The organism is Mycobacterium sp. Root135, from assembly GCF_001426545.1.
GTDB lineage: Bacteria > Actinomycetota > Actinomycetes > Mycobacteriales > Mycobacteriaceae > Mycobacterium.
Genome location: NZ_LMEZ01000001.1, coordinates 1,037,214 through 1,052,941, shown reverse-complemented (window position 1 = coordinate 1,052,941; position 15,728 = coordinate 1,037,214). Strand labels below are relative to the sequence as shown.

Annotated in this window: 18 protein-coding genes; 12 read left to right on the top strand and 6 right to left on the bottom strand. The window is 68.0% G+C overall.

Features of this window, described 5'->3' with window-relative positions; genetic code table 11:
* Positions 1 to 42 precede the first annotated feature (42 nt).
* Entirely contained in the window at positions 43 to 738 is a 696-nt protein-coding gene (gene mntR / locus ASD37_RS05160; protein ID WP_056548732.1) for a manganese-binding transcriptional regulator MntR, read from the bottom strand.
* Positions 739 to 820: 82 nt separating this feature from the next.
* Between mntR and ASD37_RS05155 the strand changes: the two genes are divergently transcribed.
* From ASD37_RS05155 to bla, 6 genes are all read left to right on the top strand, one after another.
* Positions 821 to 1,804, top strand: coding sequence for a bifunctional riboflavin kinase/FAD synthetase (locus ASD37_RS05155; RefSeq protein WP_056548731.1), 984 nt, complete (start codon positions 821 to 823; stop codon positions 1,802 to 1,804).
* 117 nt (positions 1,805 to 1,921) lie between these two features.
* Positions 1,922 to 2,191 carry a 30S ribosomal protein S15 gene (gene rpsO / locus ASD37_RS05150; protein WP_056548729.1) on the top strand — a complete coding sequence of 90 codons (270 nt, stop codon included), beginning with the start codon at positions 1,922 to 1,924 and terminating at the stop codon, positions 2,189 to 2,191.
* Positions 2,192 to 2,240: 49 nt separating this feature from the next.
* Positions 2,241 to 2,687: a hypothetical protein gene (locus ASD37_RS05145; RefSeq protein ID WP_082570006.1), complete on the top strand. Its 447-nt coding sequence runs from the start codon at positions 2,241 to 2,243 to the stop codon at positions 2,685 to 2,687.
* A 300-nt stretch (positions 2,688 to 2,987) separates the two neighbouring features.
* Positions 2,988 to 5,291, top strand: coding sequence for a polyribonucleotide nucleotidyltransferase (locus ASD37_RS05140; protein ID WP_056548727.1), 2,304 nt, complete (start codon positions 2,988 to 2,990; stop codon positions 5,289 to 5,291).
* Positions 5,275 to 6,603, top strand: a complete 1,329-nt coding sequence (locus tag ASD37_RS05135) for a pitrilysin family protein (protein ID WP_056549877.1) — start codon at positions 5,275 to 5,277, stop codon at positions 6,601 to 6,603. Before ASD37_RS05140 ends, ASD37_RS05135 begins: the two co-directional genes overlap by 17 nt.
* A complete protein-coding gene (gene bla / locus ASD37_RS05130; RefSeq protein ID WP_056548725.1) occupies positions 6,603 to 7,514 on the top strand; it encodes a class A beta-lactamase in 912 nt (303 codons plus the stop codon). The genes ASD37_RS05135 and bla overlap by 1 nt, the downstream gene beginning before the upstream one ends.
* Here bla and ASD37_RS05125 read toward each other — a convergent pair.
* The gene (locus ASD37_RS05125) at positions 7,511 to 8,077 is read right to left on the bottom strand and encodes a DUF4334 domain-containing protein (RefSeq protein WP_056549875.1); all 567 of its coding nucleotides are present in this window, start codon (positions 8,075 to 8,077) and stop codon (positions 7,511 to 7,513) included. The genes bla and ASD37_RS05125 overlap by 4 nt on opposite strands.
* A gap of 86 nt (positions 8,078 to 8,163) precedes the next feature.
* The gene (ald, locus tag ASD37_RS05120; RefSeq protein WP_056548723.1) at positions 8,164 to 9,279 is read right to left on the bottom strand and encodes an alanine dehydrogenase; all 1,116 of its coding nucleotides are present in this window, start codon (positions 9,277 to 9,279) and stop codon (positions 8,164 to 8,166) included.
* A 93-nt stretch (positions 9,280 to 9,372) separates the two neighbouring features.
* On the opposite strand from ald, the gene ASD37_RS05115 reads away from it, so the two are divergent.
* The 6 genes from ASD37_RS05115 to ASD37_RS05090 are packed head-to-tail and all read left to right on the top strand — an operon-like array spanning position 9,373 to position 12,994.
* Positions 9,373 to 9,888, top strand: a complete 516-nt coding sequence (locus ASD37_RS05115) for an Lrp/AsnC family transcriptional regulator (protein ID WP_056548721.1) — start codon at positions 9,373 to 9,375, stop codon at positions 9,886 to 9,888.
* On the top strand, positions 9,885 to 10,793 hold the full coding sequence (locus ASD37_RS05110) for a hypothetical protein (protein ID WP_235567970.1): 909 nt from the start codon (positions 9,885 to 9,887) through the stop codon (positions 10,791 to 10,793). The genes ASD37_RS05115 and ASD37_RS05110 overlap by 4 nt, the downstream gene beginning before the upstream one ends.
* Before the next feature lie 30 nt (positions 10,794 to 10,823).
* Positions 10,824 to 11,558 (top strand): 4-hydroxy-tetrahydrodipicolinate reductase, encoded by a 735-nt coding sequence (gene dapB / locus ASD37_RS05105; RefSeq protein ID WP_056548718.1) that lies wholly within the window; start codon positions 10,824 to 10,826, stop codon positions 11,556 to 11,558.
* 53 nt (positions 11,559 to 11,611) lie between these two features.
* The gene (locus ASD37_RS05100; RefSeq protein ID WP_056549873.1) at positions 11,612 to 12,031 is read left to right on the top strand and encodes a hypothetical protein; all 420 of its coding nucleotides are present in this window, start codon (positions 11,612 to 11,614) and stop codon (positions 12,029 to 12,031) included.
* 50 nt (positions 12,032 to 12,081) lie between these two features.
* On the top strand, positions 12,082 to 12,483 hold the full coding sequence (locus tag ASD37_RS05095) for a flavodoxin family protein (protein WP_156720761.1): 402 nt from the start codon (positions 12,082 to 12,084) through the stop codon (positions 12,481 to 12,483).
* A 58-nt stretch (positions 12,484 to 12,541) separates the two neighbouring features.
* Positions 12,542 to 12,994, top strand: a complete 453-nt coding sequence (locus ASD37_RS05090) for a hypothetical protein (RefSeq protein ID WP_056548714.1) — start codon at positions 12,542 to 12,544, stop codon at positions 12,992 to 12,994.
* On the opposite strand, the gene ASD37_RS05085 is transcribed toward ASD37_RS05090, so the two are convergent.
* From ASD37_RS05085 to ASD37_RS05075, 3 genes are all read right to left on the bottom strand, one after another.
* On the bottom strand, positions 12,988 to 13,902 hold the full coding sequence (locus tag ASD37_RS05085; RefSeq protein ID WP_056548712.1) for a CoA ester lyase: 915 nt from the start codon (positions 13,900 to 13,902) through the stop codon (positions 12,988 to 12,990). The genes ASD37_RS05090 and ASD37_RS05085 overlap by 7 nt on opposite strands.
* A gap of 54 nt (positions 13,903 to 13,956) precedes the next feature.
* Complete coding sequence (locus ASD37_RS05080) at positions 13,957 to 14,697, bottom strand: dienelactone hydrolase family protein (RefSeq protein ID WP_056548710.1); 741 nt, start codon at positions 14,695 to 14,697, stop codon at positions 13,957 to 13,959.
* An 81-nt stretch (positions 14,698 to 14,778) separates the two neighbouring features.
* Positions 14,779 to 15,618: an endonuclease domain-containing protein gene (locus ASD37_RS05075; protein ID WP_156720717.1), complete on the bottom strand. Its 840-nt coding sequence runs from the start codon at positions 15,616 to 15,618 to the stop codon at positions 14,779 to 14,781.
* Positions 15,619 to 15,728 lie beyond the last annotated feature (110 nt).

Here is a 15,728-nt window from a genome sequence, read left to right as displayed (position 1 = left end):
GCAGCGCTCCTCTCGGGGGGCTCTGCGGCCATTGCCGTTCGGCTAGATGACCCAGATCGCTTCTGCGGCAGGGTTTCCCAGGTCGACGGTGGTGGCGGCGGCCGCGCCGCCCGGCCGTTGCACGCCAACCGAGATCATGCCTGCGAAGTCGCGGCGGGCCAGCACCGTCAGCCGGGAGTCCAGGCTGATGCCGACGCTGTCGAAGTAGCGAAGCATCTCGGGGTCGGCGTCGGAGATGCGGGCCACCGTGGCGGCGTCGCCGTCCCGGCACATCGACAACTGCCGGGCATCCGGTGCAGGCACCCTGCCGTCGGCAGCGGGGATCGGGTCGCCGTGCGGGTCGCGGGTGGGGAAGCCCAGCTTGGCGTCGATGCGGTCAAGCATCCGGTCGGACACGGCGTGCTCGAGCACTTCGGCCTCGTCGTGCACCTCGTCCCAGCCGTACCCGAGTTCACGCACCAGGAAGGTCTCCATCAACCGGTGGCGGCGCACCATCGCCAGGGCGGCAAGGCGACCGGCGTCGGTGAGCGTCACGGCGCCGTACTTCTCGTGGTCGACCAGGCCCTGATCGGCGAGCTTGCGGATGGATTCCGACGCCGTGCTGGCCGACACTCCGATGCGCTCGGCCAGCATCTTGGTGCTGACCTTGTCGACCGACCACTCCTGCGCGGTCCAGATCACCTTCAGGTAGTCCTGGGCAACCGAAGACAAGTCTCGTGCGGTGTCGTCGGAGCTCATAATCACAGGAGTTTAGGCAATCCGCCGCCCGTCCGGGCATCTGACGGTGCCAGCCGCACCGACGCGTCGTAGGCTTGCCGTCGTGCAGCGCTGGCGGGGCCAAGACGAGATCCCCACGGACTGGGGCAGGTGTGTCGTCACGATCGGTGTGTTCGACGGTGTCCACCGAGGGCACGCCGAACTGATCAACCACGCGGTGAAGGCGGGCCGGTCCCGTGGCGTGCCGACGGTGCTGATGACCTTCGACCCCCACCCGATGGAAGTCGTGTTCCCCGGTAATCACCCGGCTCAGCTCACGACGCTGACCCGACGCGCCGAACTCGTCGAGGAGATGGGCGTCGACGTGTTCCTGGTCATGCCGTTCACCTCCGACTTCATGAAGCTGACCCCCGAGCGGTACATCCACGAGCTGCTCGTCGAGCGGCTGCACGTCGTCGAGGTCGTGGTCGGCGAGAACTTCACCTTCGGCAAGAAGGCCGGCGGCAACGTGACGATGCTTCGCAAGGCCGGCGAGCGGGCTGGGTTCGCGGTGGAGAGCCTGTCGCTGGTGCACGAGGTGTCCGACACCGATCGCGACGGGAGCGTCACCTTCTCGTCGACCTACATTCGGTCGTGCGTCGACGCCGGTGACGTCGTCGCCGCGGCCGAGGCGCTTGGCAGACCCCACCGCGTCGAGGGCGTCGTCGTGCGCGGCGACGGGCGGGGCAAGGGCCTGGGATATCCGACCGCCAACGTCGCACCGCCGATGTACTCGGCGATCCCCGCCGACGGCGTCTACGCCGCCTGGTTCACCGTGCTCGGGCACGGACCCGTGATGGGCACCGTCACCCCCGGCAAGCGCTATCAGGCGGCGGTGTCGGTCGGCACGAATCCCACCTTCTCCGGCCGCACCAGGACCGTGGAGGCCTACGTCCTGGACACCGAGGCCGATCTGTACGGCCAGCACGTCGCCGTCGACTTCGTGTCGCGCATCCGCGGGCAGGAGAAGTTCGGATCGGTCGACGACCTCGTGGTGGCGATGGATCGCGACACCCTGCGGGCCCGCGCGGTCCTCGCCGACTCCTAGACGATTCGGTTCGCGCGGCGCAGCGCTGTTAGACTCCCCGGCGACCCAGCGTGTGCTGCAGTTCGCGGCGGCCTCGCCTTTGACGTAATTCGCGAACCGATGGATGGAGTTTGTTTCATGTCGCTCACCACAGAGCAGAAAAAAGAAATCCTCGGCCAGTACGGCCTGCACGAGACGGACACCGGTTCGCCGGAAGCCCAGGTCGCCATGCTGACCAAGCGCATCTCCGATCTCACCGAGCATCTGAAGATGCACAAGCACGATCACCACTCGCGTCGTGGGCTGCTGCTGCTCGTCGGCCGCCGTCGTCGTCTGCTCAAGTACATCGCCGCGGTCGACGTTGCGCGGTACCGCTCGCTGATCGAGCGCCTGGGCCTGCGCCGCTAGTCTCGCAAGTCTTCACGTGAAGACCCTGCTCGCCGTCATCGCCACGGCGATGACGGTGGCGGGGTGTTCGTCCGCGGCAGCCGCCGACATCCAGGTAGGGGACTGCCTGAAGGTCGGCGGCCCGCCGGACCGACCGGAAACCGCCCGAGTGCAGTGCGGCAGCCCGGAGTCCAACTTCCGCGTCGTCGACGTAGTCCAAAAGACCGACGACTGTCCGATGGACGTCGACACGTATTACTCGATGCGCAGTTCCTTCAGTGGATCTGGTTCGACGATCTGCATGGACGTCGACTGGGTGGTCGGTGGCTGCATGAGCATCGACCCCGAGAACGGCCGCGACCCCGTGCGGGTCGACTGCAACGACCGGGCCGCGCCGAATCGCCAACGCGCCACCCAGATCATGCGCGAGGTCGCCAACGTCGACCAGTGCGCCACCGGCATCGGCTACGCCTACGACGTGCGCCAGTTCACGGTGTGCGTCGAAGACGTCTCCTAATGGCAAGCCGCCTGCGGGTTCGATGATTGCCGCGGTGTAACATGAACGTGTTTTGAGCCTGTTCTGGCTCGAACGTCGGTGCGGTTCGCGCATATCCGCGGGCACCGTTCCAGTGCGTCACCGGCAGGACCCGTCTTCGAATGGGCGGTCTTCGGTAGTGGCTGCCGGAGCCCCGCGAAAGGGGCGGCTCCGACCGCTTCGATCGACGGCCGTCGGCATTTCCCGGGTTCTCGTGCGTGACGCGCGAAAAAAGGGGTGCGAACCAGCACCACACGAGAACCAAAGAGGCCTGACACACGTATGTCTGCAACTGAAATCGAAGACGGCGTCTTCGAATCCACCGCCGTGATCGACAACGGGACCTTCGGCACCCGCACCATTCGCTTCGAGACCGGCCGGCTGGCCAAGCAGGCCGCCGGCGCCGTCGTCGCCTACCTCGACGACGAGACCATGCTGCTGAGCGCCACCACGGCCAGCAAGCAGCCCAAGGATCACTTCGACTTCTTCCCGCTGACCATCGACGTCGAAGAGCGCATGTACGCCGCGGGACGCATCCCCGGTTCGTTCTTCCGTCGCGAGGGCCGTCCCTCCACCGACGCGATCCTGACCTGCCGCCTGATCGACCGGCCGCTGCGCCCGACCTTCATCTCGGGTCTGCGCAACGAGATTCAGGTCGTCGTCACCATCCTGAGCCTTGATCCCAAGGACCTGTACGACGTGCTGGCCATCAACGCCGCATCCGCGTCCACCCAGATCTCGGGCATCCCGTTCTCCGGTCCCGTCGGCGGCGTGCGCGTCGCGCTCATCCCCTCTCCTGAAAACAGCGCAGGCCAGTGGGTCGCCTTCCCGACCGTCGAGCAGCTCGAAGGCGCCGTGTTCGACATGGTCGTCGCCGGTCGCAAGGCGGGCGACGACGTCGCCATCATGATGGTCGAGGCCGAGGCCACCGACCGGGTCATCGAGCTCATCGCCGGTGGCGCGGGTGCGCCCACCGAGGCCGTCGTGGCCGAAGGCCTCGAAGCCGCCAAGCCGTTCATCGCCGCCCTGTGCGACGCACAGAAGGAGCTGGCCGACAGCGCCGCCAAGCCGGTCGCCGACTACCCGGTGTTCCCGGACTACCAGGACGACGTGTTCTACGCGGTGTCCTCGGTGGCCACCGACGAGCTGTCCAAGGCGCTCACCATCGCCGGCAAGGAAGAGCGCGACGAGCGCAGCAACCAGATCAAGGTCGAGGTGCTGGAGCGCCTCGCCGAGACCTACGCCGGTCGCGAGAAGGAAATCGGCGCCGCGTTCCGCTCGCTGACCAAGAAGCTGGTCCGCCAGCGCATCCTGACCGACCACTTCCGCATCGACGGTCGCGGCATCACCGACATCCGCGCGCTGTCGGCCGAGGTCGCCGTCATCCCGCGTGCGCACGGCAGCGCCCTGTTCGAGCGTGGCGAGACCCAGATCATGGGCGTCACCACCCTCGACATGGTCAAGATGGCGCAGCAGATCGACTCGCTCGGACCGGAAACGTCCAAGCGCTACATGCACCACTACAACTTCCCGCCGTACTCGACCGGTGAAACCGGCCGCGTCGGCTCGCCGAAGCGTCGCGAGATCGGCCACGGAGCGCTCGCCGAGCGCGCCCTGATGCCGGTGTTGCCGAGCATCGAGGAGTTCCCGTACGCCATCCGCCAGGTGTCGGAGGCGCTGAGCTCCAACGGCTCGACGTCGATGGGCTCGGTATGTGCCTCGACCCTGTCGCTGCTGAACGCCGGTGTGCCGCTGAAGGCGCCGGTCGCCGGTATCGCGATGGGCCTGGTCTCCGATGACGTCGAGGTCGACGGCAAGACCGAGCGTCGCTTCGTCACCCTGACCGACATCCTCGGCGCCGAGGACGCGTTCGGCGACATGGACTTCAAGTGCGCAGGCACCAAGGACTTCGTCACCGCGCTGCAGCTCGACACCAAGCTCGACGGCATCCCGTCCAAGGTCCTGGCCGGTGCGCTGGCGCAGGCCAAGGATGCGCGCATCACGATTCTCGAGGTCATGGCCGAGGCCATCGACGAGCCCGACGAGATGAGCCTGTACGCACCGCGGATCACCACGATCAAGGTGCCGATCGACAAGATCGGCGAGGTCATCGGGCCCAAGGGCAAGATGATCAACTCGATCACCGAGCAGACGGGTGCCTCGATCTCGATCGAGGACGACGGCACCGTGTTCGTGGGCGCCTCCAACGGCGAATCGGCTCAGGCCGCGATCGACTTGATCAACGCGATCGCCAACCCGCAGCTGCCCAAGATCGGGGAGCGGTTCCTCGGAACCGTCGTCAAGACCACTGATTTCGGTGCGTTCGTGTCGCTGCTGCCCGGTCGCGACGGCCTGGTGCACATCTCGAAGCTGGGTCGCGGCAAGCGGATCAACAAGGTCGAGGACGTCTGCAAGGTCGGCGACAAGCTCCGCGTGGAGATCGCCGACATCGACAACCGCGGCAAGATCTCGCTGGTGCTGGTTGCCGAAGACTCTGACGCAGCCGAGGCTTCTCCCGCCCCGGCCGACGACGCTGCCGTCTCGACGGACACGGGTGCCGAACCCGCAGATGCCGCGACCAACTGATTCATCGCTCCCCGCGTCCGCGGGGGCAACCAACCACGTTCGCCGCAGCACACTGGCGGGTGGGCTCCGGGTAGTCACGGAGTTCGTCCCGTCGGTGCGCTCGGCGTCCGTGGGGGTGTGGGTGGGTGTCGGGTCACGCGACGAAGGTCATAGCGTGGCCGGCGCCGCCCATTTCCTCGAACATCTGCTGTTCAAGTCGACGCCGACGCGCTCGGCGGTCCAGATCGCTCAGGCCGTCGACGCCGTCGGCGGCGAGTTGAACGCCTTCACCGCGCGCGAGCACACCTGTTACTACGCGCACGTCCTCGACACCGATCTCGAGTTGGCCGTCGACCTGGTCGCCGACGTGGTGCTCCGGGGCAGATGTGCCAGTGACGACGTCGAGGTCGAGCGTGACGTCGTCCTCGAGGAAATCGCCATGCGCGACGACGATCCCGAGGACACCCTCGGGGACGTCTTCCTGTCGGCGATGTTCGGGGACCATCCGGTGGGCCGTCCGGTGATCGGCAGCGTCGAATCGATTTCGACGATGACCAGGACGCAGCTGCATTCGTTCCACGTGCGGCGCTACACACCGGAACGCATGGTCGTCGCGGTGGCGGGCAACGTCGACCACGATGAGGTGGTGGCGTTGGTCAAGGAGCACTTCGGTCCGCGACTGCGCTCCAACCGCGAACCCGTGGCGCCCCGCAAGGGCACCGGTCGGGTGCCGGGCCGGCCGAGCCTGCAACTGGTCAACCGCGACGGCGAACAGACGCACGTGTTCCTCGGCGTGCGGACCCCCGGCAGGCACTGGAACCACCGATGGGCGCTTTCGGTGCTCAACAGTGCTCTCGGTGGGGGGCTGAGTTCGCGTCTGTTCCAACAGATTCGGGAGACACGCGGGCTTGCCTACTCCGTCTACTCCAGCATCGACACCTTCTCCGACGCCGGAGCGCTGTCGGTGTACGCCGCCTGTCTGCCGGAGCGTTTCGACGAGGTGACCCAGGTCGCCTCGGACGTGCTGGCCGAGGTGGCAAGGGACGGGATCACCGAAGCCGAGTGCCGAATTGCCAAGGGCTCGTTGCGCGGTGGCCTGGTGCTTGGCTTGGAGGACTCCGGCTCGCGCATGCATCGCATCGGACGCAGTGAGCTGAACTTCGGCACGCACCGCAGCATCGACGAGACGTTGGCCTTGATCGACGCCGTCAACCTTGACGAGGTGAACGCGGTGGCCAAGCAACTCTTGGCCCGGCCGTACGGCGCCGCCGTACTGGGGCCGCACCGGTCGAAGAAGTCACTGCCGCAAGCACTTCGGTCGATCGCCGGCTGATGGGACCAAGCATCTCGCGGCGCGGACTGTTGGTCGGCGTCGGGGCCGCTGCGGGTCTGGCGGCGTGTGCGGCGACGCCGACGCAGGCCGAGCCGCCACCGTCTTCCGACCCCAAACCGGCTGTCGCCGACGGCATCGTGGCACTCGAGAATCGCTTCGACGCGTTCGTCGGGGTCTGGGCCGCCGACCTGGACAACGGCAGGCAGGTCGCCAACCGCGCCGACGATCCGTTCGCCATGTGCTCGACGTTCAAGGCGTACGCGGCGGGCAGGGTGCTGCAGAAGGATCAGGCCGGAGCGCTGCACCTGACCGATGCGGTGACGATCGAAGCGGGTGATCTGGTGGAGAATTCGCCGATCACCGAGACACGGGTCGGTCAGAACATGACGATCGGCGAACTGTGCGAGGCGACGCTGCAACGCAGCGACAACACCGCCGGAAACTGGTTGCTGCGCATCATCGGTGGGCCGTCCGCGGTCACCACCTTCGCGCGCACGATTGGCGACGACCGGACCCGGCTGGACCGGTGGGAGACCGACGTGAACTCCGCCGTCCCCGGTGATCCGCGTGACACCAGCTCGCCGCGTGCGCTCGGCGCCGGGTACCAGCGGCTGCTGACGGGCGACGTCTTGGACGCCCCGCACCGAGACCAACTCGAGCGGTGGATGCGCGGCAATCAGACCTCGAGCCTGCGCGCTGGCCTACCGGAGGGGTGGACCAGTGCCGACAAGACCGGCGGCGGCTCCTACGGCAGCACCAATGACGTGGGTGTCGTCTACGGCCCGGACGGTCGACGTGCCCTGCTGTCGATCATGACCAGGTCGCGGACCGACGACCCCGACGCCCACGACCTACGGTCGCTCGTCGCCGAGGTCACCACACTGGTACTTCCGTACCTGTCAGCGGGCTAACCGACCCGCAGCGACTCGTCGCGCCGGAGCACGAAGAAGTACGGGCGGGCCGACCCGCGCAGGTCCATGGCGCCCATCACGGTCTCGGAGCCCGGCGCGTCGTCGAGCAACCGGAACACGTCGTTGATCGGCAGTTGGTCGTAGACCATGGTGGCGGTGTCGACGCCGCGGTAACGCGTCGTGCGCAGCCGCGCCTTGGGTGCGGTGGTGCCCAGCACCGGCTTCAGCTTGGCGATCGCGCCGGCGAAGTTGCGGCTCTTGAGTCCCGGGACGCGGGTGGCCACGCCGAGCCCGCCGAAGGCCAGCGCCGGGTTCAGCGCCCACAGTGCCGAACCGTCGGCCGTCGGAAACAGCAGGGGATGGACGGTCTCGGCGTCGACGAACTGCTTGCCCCACCATCCGCTGGCGGCCAGCATGCCGTCCAGCGGGTGGTTCGTGGGCAGCTCGGCGCCGTGCCACGTCCCGATCATGAAGCCCGGTTCGACGGCGGGTGCGGCGTCGTAGATCGCCAACGCCTCGGTCGTCGTGGTGGGCGCATCGGGCAGAACGTCGGTGAGCAGCATGCCCACAGCTTACTTGACAGGTGTCAAGTTCAACCACCTCCCGGCTGGCACCGTGACGGCACCAGCCGGGGCGTGGTGGAGACGACTTAGACCAGCAACCCGGCCGGATCGGTGAAGGGCAGTCCCAGGTCTGCGGCGACCTGCTCGGAGACGAGTGCGCCCTCGTGGGTCGAAAGACCCTTGGCCAGAGCAGAATCCGCGGCGCAGGCGGCCTTCCAGCCCTTGTCGGCGAGCTTGACCACGTACGGCATCGTCGCGTTGGTCAGGGCGAAGGTCGACGTGCGGGGGACTGCGCCCGGCATGTTGGCCACGCAGTAGAAGACCGTGTCGTGGACGGCGAACGTCGGATCGTCGTGCGTCGTCGGACGCGAGTCCTCGAAGCAACCACCCTGGTCGATCGCGATGTCCACCAGGACGGCACCCGCCTTCATGCCTGCGACGGTCGAGTTGGTGACCAGCTTGGGAGCCTTGGCGCCGGGGACCAGCACCGCGCCGATGACCAGGTCGGCCTGCTTGACGGCCTCTTCGAGCTCCAGCGCCGACGAGTACCGGGTCTCGATGGCGCCGCCGTACTCGGCGTCGATCTTGCGCAGCGTGTTGACGTTCAGGTCGAACACGGTGACGTGTGCGCCCATGCCCCATGCGACGGCGGCAGCGTTGTCGCCCGCCATGCCGCCGCCGATGACGACGACCTTGGCCGGGGCGACGCCGGGGACGCCGCCCATGAGCACGCCGCGGCCGCCCTGGGTGCGCATCAGGTGGTAGGCGCCCACCTGTGCGGAGAGTCGGCCGGCGACCTCGCTCATCGGGGCCAGCAGCGGCAGCGCGTTGTCGGGGGTCTGCACCGTCTCGTACGCGATCGAGGTGGTGCCCGAGGCCATCAGAGCGTCGGTGCACGGCCGCGACGCGGCGAGGTGGAGATAGGTGAAGAGCGTCTGGCCCTTCCGCATCCGGCCGTATTCGGCCTCGATGGGCTCCTTGACCTTGAGCAGCAGGTCGGCGTCGGCCCAGACCGCGTCCGCGGACTCGACGGTCTGCGCGCCGGCGGCCTTGAAGTCGCCGTCGGTGATCGCCGAGCCCTCGCCCGCACCGGCCTGGACGAGTACCTCATGGCCGCGGCGGGTCAGTTCCGCCACCCCGGCCGGGGTGATGGCCACCCGGTACTCGTTGTTCTTGATCTCGGTCGGGATTCCGACGCGCATGACAGCTCCTCAGGTCGTTGTCTGTTGGTTGAATTGTGAAGAACGTACGAATGCATGGCAACAAGTTCGTCATAGATTCGATAAAGTCGCTCCATGTCAGAACGATCTTCGAAGATGACCGCTTCAGGCCCCCAGCCGTCGAAGAATGTTCAACCCGCCGAACTGGACGCCACCGACCGACGTCTCCTGACCGCGCTGCACGGTGACGCGCGGCTGTCGAACACCGCGTTGGCGGACCTCGTCGGGATCGCGCCGTCGACCTGTCACGGCCGGGTCCGGCGCCTCCAAGAGATCGGCGTCATCCGCGGTTTTCACGCCGACGTCGACCCGGCGGCAATCGGGCTGCCGATGCAGGCGATGATCTCGGTAAGTCTCCAGGCGAACGCCCGAGGCAAGATCGGCAGCTTCATCCAGAACATCCGGACGCGCCCCCAGGTGATGGACGTCTACTTCCTCGCCGGTGCCGACGACTTCCTCCTCCACGTCGCCGCGCGCGACACCGACGACCTCCGGTCCTTCGTCGTGGAGAACCTCAACTCCGACGCCGACGTGGCGGGGACCCAGACGTCGCTGATCTTCGAGCACCTCCGAGGGGCGTCCCCGCTGTGAGTGCCGGCGGGCAGGAGCGGAGCGACCGGGCGATCAATACCGAGGACGACATCGGACGGCTATACGGCGTCGACCCGGCCGAGTTCACCGAGCTACGCAAGGAACTGGTGGCCGAGGCCAAGAAGCGCGGCGACCGCGACGCCGCCCGGGCCATCGGCGCAGCGCGGCGGCCGACGACGGCGGCGTGGGTGGTCAACGCCCTCGTCCGCGCCGACGAGACCGCCACGAGCAGGCTCGACGAGATCGGCCAGCACCTGCGTGCCGCGCACGCGGCGATGGACGGCGCGAAGATCCGCGAACTGTCTGGCGCGCAACGAAAACTGCTCGACGAACTGGTGCGAACCGGATTCGCCGCGGCCGCGGTCTCGCACCCGTCGGCCGCTCTGCGCGACGACGTCGTCGGCACGCTGCAGGCCGCCGTCGCCGATCCCGACGTCGCAGCCCGGCTCGGACGGTTGGAGAAGGCCGAAAGGTGGTCGGGTTTCGGCGAATTCGGTTCGGTCACCGCGGTCGGTCCCGCTCCAAAGGTCAAGGTCAAGGTCAAGGTCAATGCACCCCCGACGCCACCGCCGGCACCCGACCAGCGGGAGGTGGACGCGGCCCGTGACCGCGTCGAATCGGCGCGTCGCGACGTGCTGACCGCCGAACAGGCGACGGCCACGGCCGGCGAGACGCTCGCCGATCGGGCCGCCGCGCTCGCCACCGCGCGCCGACGGTACGAGAAGGTCCTCGAGACGCTCAGCGCCGCCGAACGTGCGCTGAGCCTCGCGGACGCCGATCACGCCGAGGCGGAGCGAGAGGCCCAGGCCGCCTCGGACGCGTTTCGGGCCGCCTCGTCGGCCCTCACCGACGCCGAGGAGGACCTCCGGCGATTGGCCGCCAGCACCGACGACGACGGCTCGTAGCCGCCGAGCGCGGCGAAGTAGGCTGCCCCCATGCGAGTGGGAGTGCTGGGTGCCAAGGGCAAGGTCGGAGCGACGATCGTCGGCGCCGTCGAGGCCGCCGACGACTTGACGTTCTCGGTCGGGGTCGACGCAGGCGATCCGTTGACCCTCTTCACCGACAGTCAGACCGAGGTCGTCGTCGACTTCACCCATCCGGACGTCGTGATGGACAACCTCGAATTCCTGATCGGCGCCGGCGTCAACGCCGTGGTCGGGACCACCGGGTTCACCGACGAGCGCATCGCGCAGGTCAGGTCCTGGCTCGCCGACAGGCCCGACGTCTCGGTGCTGATCGCGCCGAACTTCGCGATCGGCGCGGTCTTGTCGATGGAGTTTGCGCGGCAGGCGGCGCGTTTCTTCGAGTCCGCCGAAGTCATCGAACTGCACCACCCGTTCAAGGCCGACGCACCGTCGGGCACGGCCACCCGTACGGCCCAGATGATCGCCGAGGCGCGAAAGGGGTTGCCGCCCAGCCCCGACGCGACCAGCACCGGCATCGAGGGTGCGCGCGGCGCCGACGTCGACGGCGTCCGAGTGCATTCGGTGCGACTGGCCGGCCTCGTCGCCCATCAAGAGGTGCTGTTTGGGACCATGGGGGAGACGCTGACCATCCGCCACGACAGCCTGGACCGGACGTCCTTCGTGCCGGGGGTATTGCTGGGCGTGCGCAACGTCGCCGACCATCGCGGGCTGACGATCGGCATCGAACCCCTCATGGGATTGTGACGAGCAAGAGCGAGGGCTCACGGGCGCTGCGCATCCAGGTCCTGATCGGCTTCATGTGCGTGGCGATGTTGGTGTACTTCGTGCTGCTGGGCCGCGCCGGTGTGCTTCTCGTCGCCTCGGGTCGGCCCGCCGCGATCGGGCTCGGCCTCGCCATCTTCCTGCTCCCGGTGGTCGGCCTCTGGGCGCTGATCGCCACGCTCCGTGCGGGTTTCGCCCACCAGCGGCTGGCCCGGCTGGCACGCGAGCAGGACATGGAACTCGACGTCGACGCGCTTCCGCGCAGGCCGTCGGGGCGCATCGAGCGCGAGGCGGCCGACCAACTGTTCGACGCCGTGCGCGCCGAGGTCGAGGAACACCCCGACGACTGGGTGCGGTGGTATCGGCTGGCGCGCGCCTACGACTACGCCGGTGACCGGGGTCGCGCCAGGGAGACGATGAAGAAGGCCGTCGCGATGCAGGAGCAGCGGTCGTGAGCAAGACGCTGCTGATCCTGCACCACACCCCGTCGCCGCATACCCAGGAGATGTTCGAGGCGGTGCTGGCCGGCGCCACCACACCCGAGGTCGAGGGCGTCGACGTCGTCCGGCGGCCGGCGTTGACGGTGTCGCCGACCGACGTGCTGGAGGCGGACGGCTATCTGCTCGGCACCCCCGCCAACCTCGGTTACATGAGCGGCGCTCTCAAGCACGCGTTCGACGTTTGCTATTACCCGTGCCTGGACACGACGCGCGGGCGGCCGTTCGGCATGTACCTGCACGGCAACGAGGGCACCGAGGGCGCCGAACGGGGCGTCACCGCCATCACCACCGGACTCGGATGGGTGAAAGCCGCTGAGTACGTGCTGGTTTCGGGCCGCCCGACGAAGGCCGACCTCGAGGCGTGTTGGGAGCTCGGAGCGACGGTGGCGGCTCAGTTGACGCAGTGACGTCACACGATCGGGCCACGTCGACCGTTACGCTCATGGCCTGACGGAGGAGACGATCATGCCTGGTTTCGCCGAACTTGCGCTCGCGGGAGCGCCGATCGCCGGCGGCGCACTTCTCGGCGTCGTCGCGGGCAACTTCCGCGGGCCAGACGTCAGGGCCCTGATCAACCAGGACATGGACCTTCTGGAACGACTCCCGCCGGAGCAGAGCGAGCGTCGCGCCGAACTGCAACGCGTGATCGACATCCGCGTCGACGACCTGATCGCCGGCGTCGACAAGAGCCGATCGCTGCTGGAACTCGCGCAGTCCTACCGAGGGAACTGGCGCGACATCGTGGTGTTCATTTGTGCGGTGCTGTTCACCATCGTGTGGTGGAACGTCAGCCACAGCCGTAGCAACTGGCTGGTCATGTTCGTCGTGATGATCGTGGTGTCGGTCGCCGCCGCGGTGTACGCCGGACGCGGAATAGTCCGCGCCATAGCGTCATTCACGCGGCACCGAGATCAGTAGTGGTAGGTGTCCGACGGCGCCGGCACGTGATCGGGGTCGTCGCCGTACTCCGATGAATGAATGCCGTAGGCCTTCGCCAGATCGAGGATCTTGGTTGCCCGCGCGATGCGCGGCAGGTCCGAGCCGTTGCGGATCTCGCCGCCGTCGCGCTGGAATTCTTCGAAGAACTCGTTCGCCCAACTGATTTCGTCGGGGGAGGGGGACAGGCCTTCGTTGACCGCCGGACACTGCTCCGGGGTCAGGCAGATCTTGCCGGTCATGCCGAACTCGACGGAGACGGCGCTGGCCTCGATGAGCTTCAGCGCGCTCGACCCGATGGTCGGGCCGTCGATGGCGCTGGGCAGATGCGCGGCCTTCGCGGCGATGGTGAAGCGCGACCGCGCGTACGCCAGGGTGGCCGGGTTGTCACCGAATCCGGTGTCGCGGCGGAAGTCGCCGATGCCGAACGCGAGCCGGAACGTCCCCTTCGTCGCGGCGATCTCGGTGATCCGCTCCAAACCGCGGGCGGTCTCGACCAGGGCGACGATCGGCACGTCCGGCAACCGCTTCGCGGTCTCGATGACGTGGTCAACGGATTCGACCATCGCCAACATCACCCCGCCCACCGACGTGGTGGCCAACATGTCGAGGTCGTCGGCCCACCACCGGGTGCCGAACCCGTTGACGCGCACCCAGTCGTCGTTGCCCGAGGTCAGCCACGCACGCACGTTCTCGCGGGCGGCGTCCTTGTCCTTCGGTGCCACGGCGTCCTCGATGTCGAGGACGACGATGTCGGCGCGCGAGTGCGCGGCAGGCGCGAAGCGCTCCGGCTGTGCGCCGTTGACCAGCAACCAGCTTCTGGCGAGCACCGGGTCGATGCGAAACCCTGGGTCGGACGGATCGGATTCGGCGGAGGCTTGGTCGTACACGGGTCAATGGTCGCCTACGCCGCTACGACTAGGCAAAACGGCCCCGCCGTGGCGTCAGCCGAGCTTGGATCCGAAGAAGCGCTCCATCGCGTCCCAGTGCCGTTGGGCGGCGTCGGCGTCGTAGACCGCGGCGTGGTCGGACACCGCGAAACCGTGTGCGGCCGGGTAGGTCTCGATCGTGTGCTCGACGTTCGCAGCCGTCAGCGCCTTCTCGAGGGTCTCGGCCTGCTCGGGAGTGAACGAGCCGTCGTCCTCGGCGCCCGCCACGTACACCGCGGCACTGATCTGGTCGGCCAGCAGGTGCGGGCTGCCGGGGTCGTCGGAGGCCAACCCGCCGCCGTGGAACGACATCGCCGCCGCCACCCGATCGGGGACCCGCCCCGCGACGATGAGAGAGGTGCGGCCGCCCATGCAGTAGCCGGTGGTGCCGAACGTCGTGCCGGTGACCTCCGGCCGCGACTCGAGGTAGTCGAAGAACGCCGCGGCGTCGTCGGCCATCTTGTCGGGGGTGACACTGCCCATCATCGACATCACCCGGTTGCGCTCATCGGGGTCGCTGAACGCGGTGTTCAAGTCGAACGGTGCGTACTCGCCGTGGCGGTAGTAGACGTCGGGCACCAGCACGGCGTAACCGTAGTCGGCCAGCTTCTGGGCCATCTCGTCGAACACCGGGCGACGGCTCCCGGCGTCGGGATACATGACGATTCCCGGCCATGGTCCGTCGCCGACGGGCGTCGCGAGCGTGACCCGACACGTTCCGTCGGGCGTGGTGATGGTGTCTGTGATCGAGGGCATGGCTTCCGTTCTACCCTGCGCTCCTGACGATCACGCGTTGAGACGGCACTGGTGGCGGGGAAGTGCGAGTGTCGTTCGCCGTCAGCGCAGTCTCAACCCCCACGCCTGGCGCACGCGGTGCACGATCTCGGCCCGGCGGTGCTCCGCGACCACGCGTACGACCGTCCAGCCGACCGCGTTGACGTACTCCAACCGGATGATGTCCCTGGAGTAAACGGGCCGGTCGGTGTGGTGCCTGCCGTCATATTCGACGGCGACCATGACGTCTTCCCACCCCATGTCCAGGTAGTAGCGCGGGAGGCCATCGGGCGCTCGAACCGGTATCTGAGTCTGCGGCCGGGGAAGGCCTGCGTCCATCAGCATCAGCCGTATCCGCGTTTCCTGCGGCGACTCGGCGCCCGCGTCGACGAGGTCGAGCACCCGATCCAATTGCCGAAGGCCCTTGACGTGTGGATGGCGCAGCGCCAACTCCTGCACGTCAGCCACCTTGAAGTGGGTGGCCCTCGCCAACGAGTCCAGCCTGGCCACCGCCCGACCCACCGGCCCCCGACACCCCAGGTCGAATGCCGTGCGATCGGGGGTCGTGACCGCCATGGCTCCGTGTCGTCCAACCTCTGGCTCGAGGAGGGTGTCGTTGCGGGTCACGACACCCGTCGGCGGTCGATGGTTGGCCCAGTTCAGCTCGATCGGGACGTCGTCGTCGACCCACCTGGCTCCCAGCATCGCCGACGCCGCCAGACCCTTGACGACGCCCTCGCGCCCAGACCACAGCCAGGCCGCGACGGTTCTGTCCTCGAGCGTGAGGACAGACCGCTTGGCTGCGTACACGTCGGGCAGCACCCGGCGGTAGAACGTCCGGAGTTCGTGGCGGGTGAGCACCCCGCGCGCCAGTGCCTCGCTCCCGACGAAGACTCGCTCCACGAGCCGCAGAGTGGCATGTTCGAGGAGGTCGACGCTTGATTCATCCACAGGCACGTCGAGGCGGCGTTGGCGGCGGGGAAGTGCGAGTGACTCACGCCCGGAGTGCCGTC

Bases quoted from the DNA above. Each gene is read 5' to 3' on its own strand.
- ASD37_RS05090 (WP_056548714.1), top strand. From the start codon at position 12,542: ATGCCTGGTTTCGCCGAACTTGCGCTCGCGGGAGCGCCGATCGCCGGC.
- ASD37_RS05115 (WP_056548721.1), top strand. From the start codon at position 9,373: ATGTCAGAACGATCTTCGAAGATGACCGCTTCAGGCCCCCAGCCGTCG.
- ASD37_RS05125 (WP_056549875.1), bottom strand. From the start codon at position 8,077: ATGCTGCTCACCGACGTTCTGCCCGATGCGCCCACCACGACGACCGAG.
- ASD37_RS05145 (WP_082570006.1), top strand. From the start codon at position 2,241: ATGACGGTGGCGGGGTGTTCGTCCGCGGCAGCCGCCGACATCCAGGTA.
- ASD37_RS05135 (WP_056549877.1), top strand. From the start codon at position 5,275: ATGCCGCGACCAACTGATTCATCGCTCCCCGCGTCCGCGGGGGCAACC.
- rpsO (WP_056548729.1), top strand. From the start codon at position 1,922: ATGTCGCTCACCACAGAGCAGAAAAAAGAAATCCTCGGCCAGTACGGC.
- ASD37_RS05140 (WP_056548727.1), top strand. From the start codon at position 2,988: ATGTCTGCAACTGAAATCGAAGACGGCGTCTTCGAATCCACCGCCGTG.
- ald (WP_056548723.1), bottom strand. From the start codon at position 9,279: ATGCGCGTCGGAATCCCGACCGAGATCAAGAACAACGAGTACCGGGTG.
- bla (WP_056548725.1), top strand. From the start codon at position 6,603: ATGGGACCAAGCATCTCGCGGCGCGGACTGTTGGTCGGCGTCGGGGCC.
- ASD37_RS05080 (WP_056548710.1), bottom strand. From the start codon at position 14,697: ATGCCCTCGATCACAGACACCATCACCACGCCCGACGGAACGTGTCGG.
- mntR (WP_056548732.1), bottom strand. From the start codon at position 738: ATGAGCTCCGACGACACCGCACGAGACTTGTCTTCGGTTGCCCAGGAC.
- ASD37_RS05095 (WP_156720761.1), top strand. From the start codon at position 12,082: ATGTTCGAGGCGGTGCTGGCCGGCGCCACCACACCCGAGGTCGAGGGC.
- dapB (WP_056548718.1), top strand. From the start codon at position 10,824: ATGCGAGTGGGAGTGCTGGGTGCCAAGGGCAAGGTCGGAGCGACGATC.
- ASD37_RS05100 (WP_056549873.1), top strand. From the start codon at position 11,612: ATGTGCGTGGCGATGTTGGTGTACTTCGTGCTGCTGGGCCGCGCCGGT.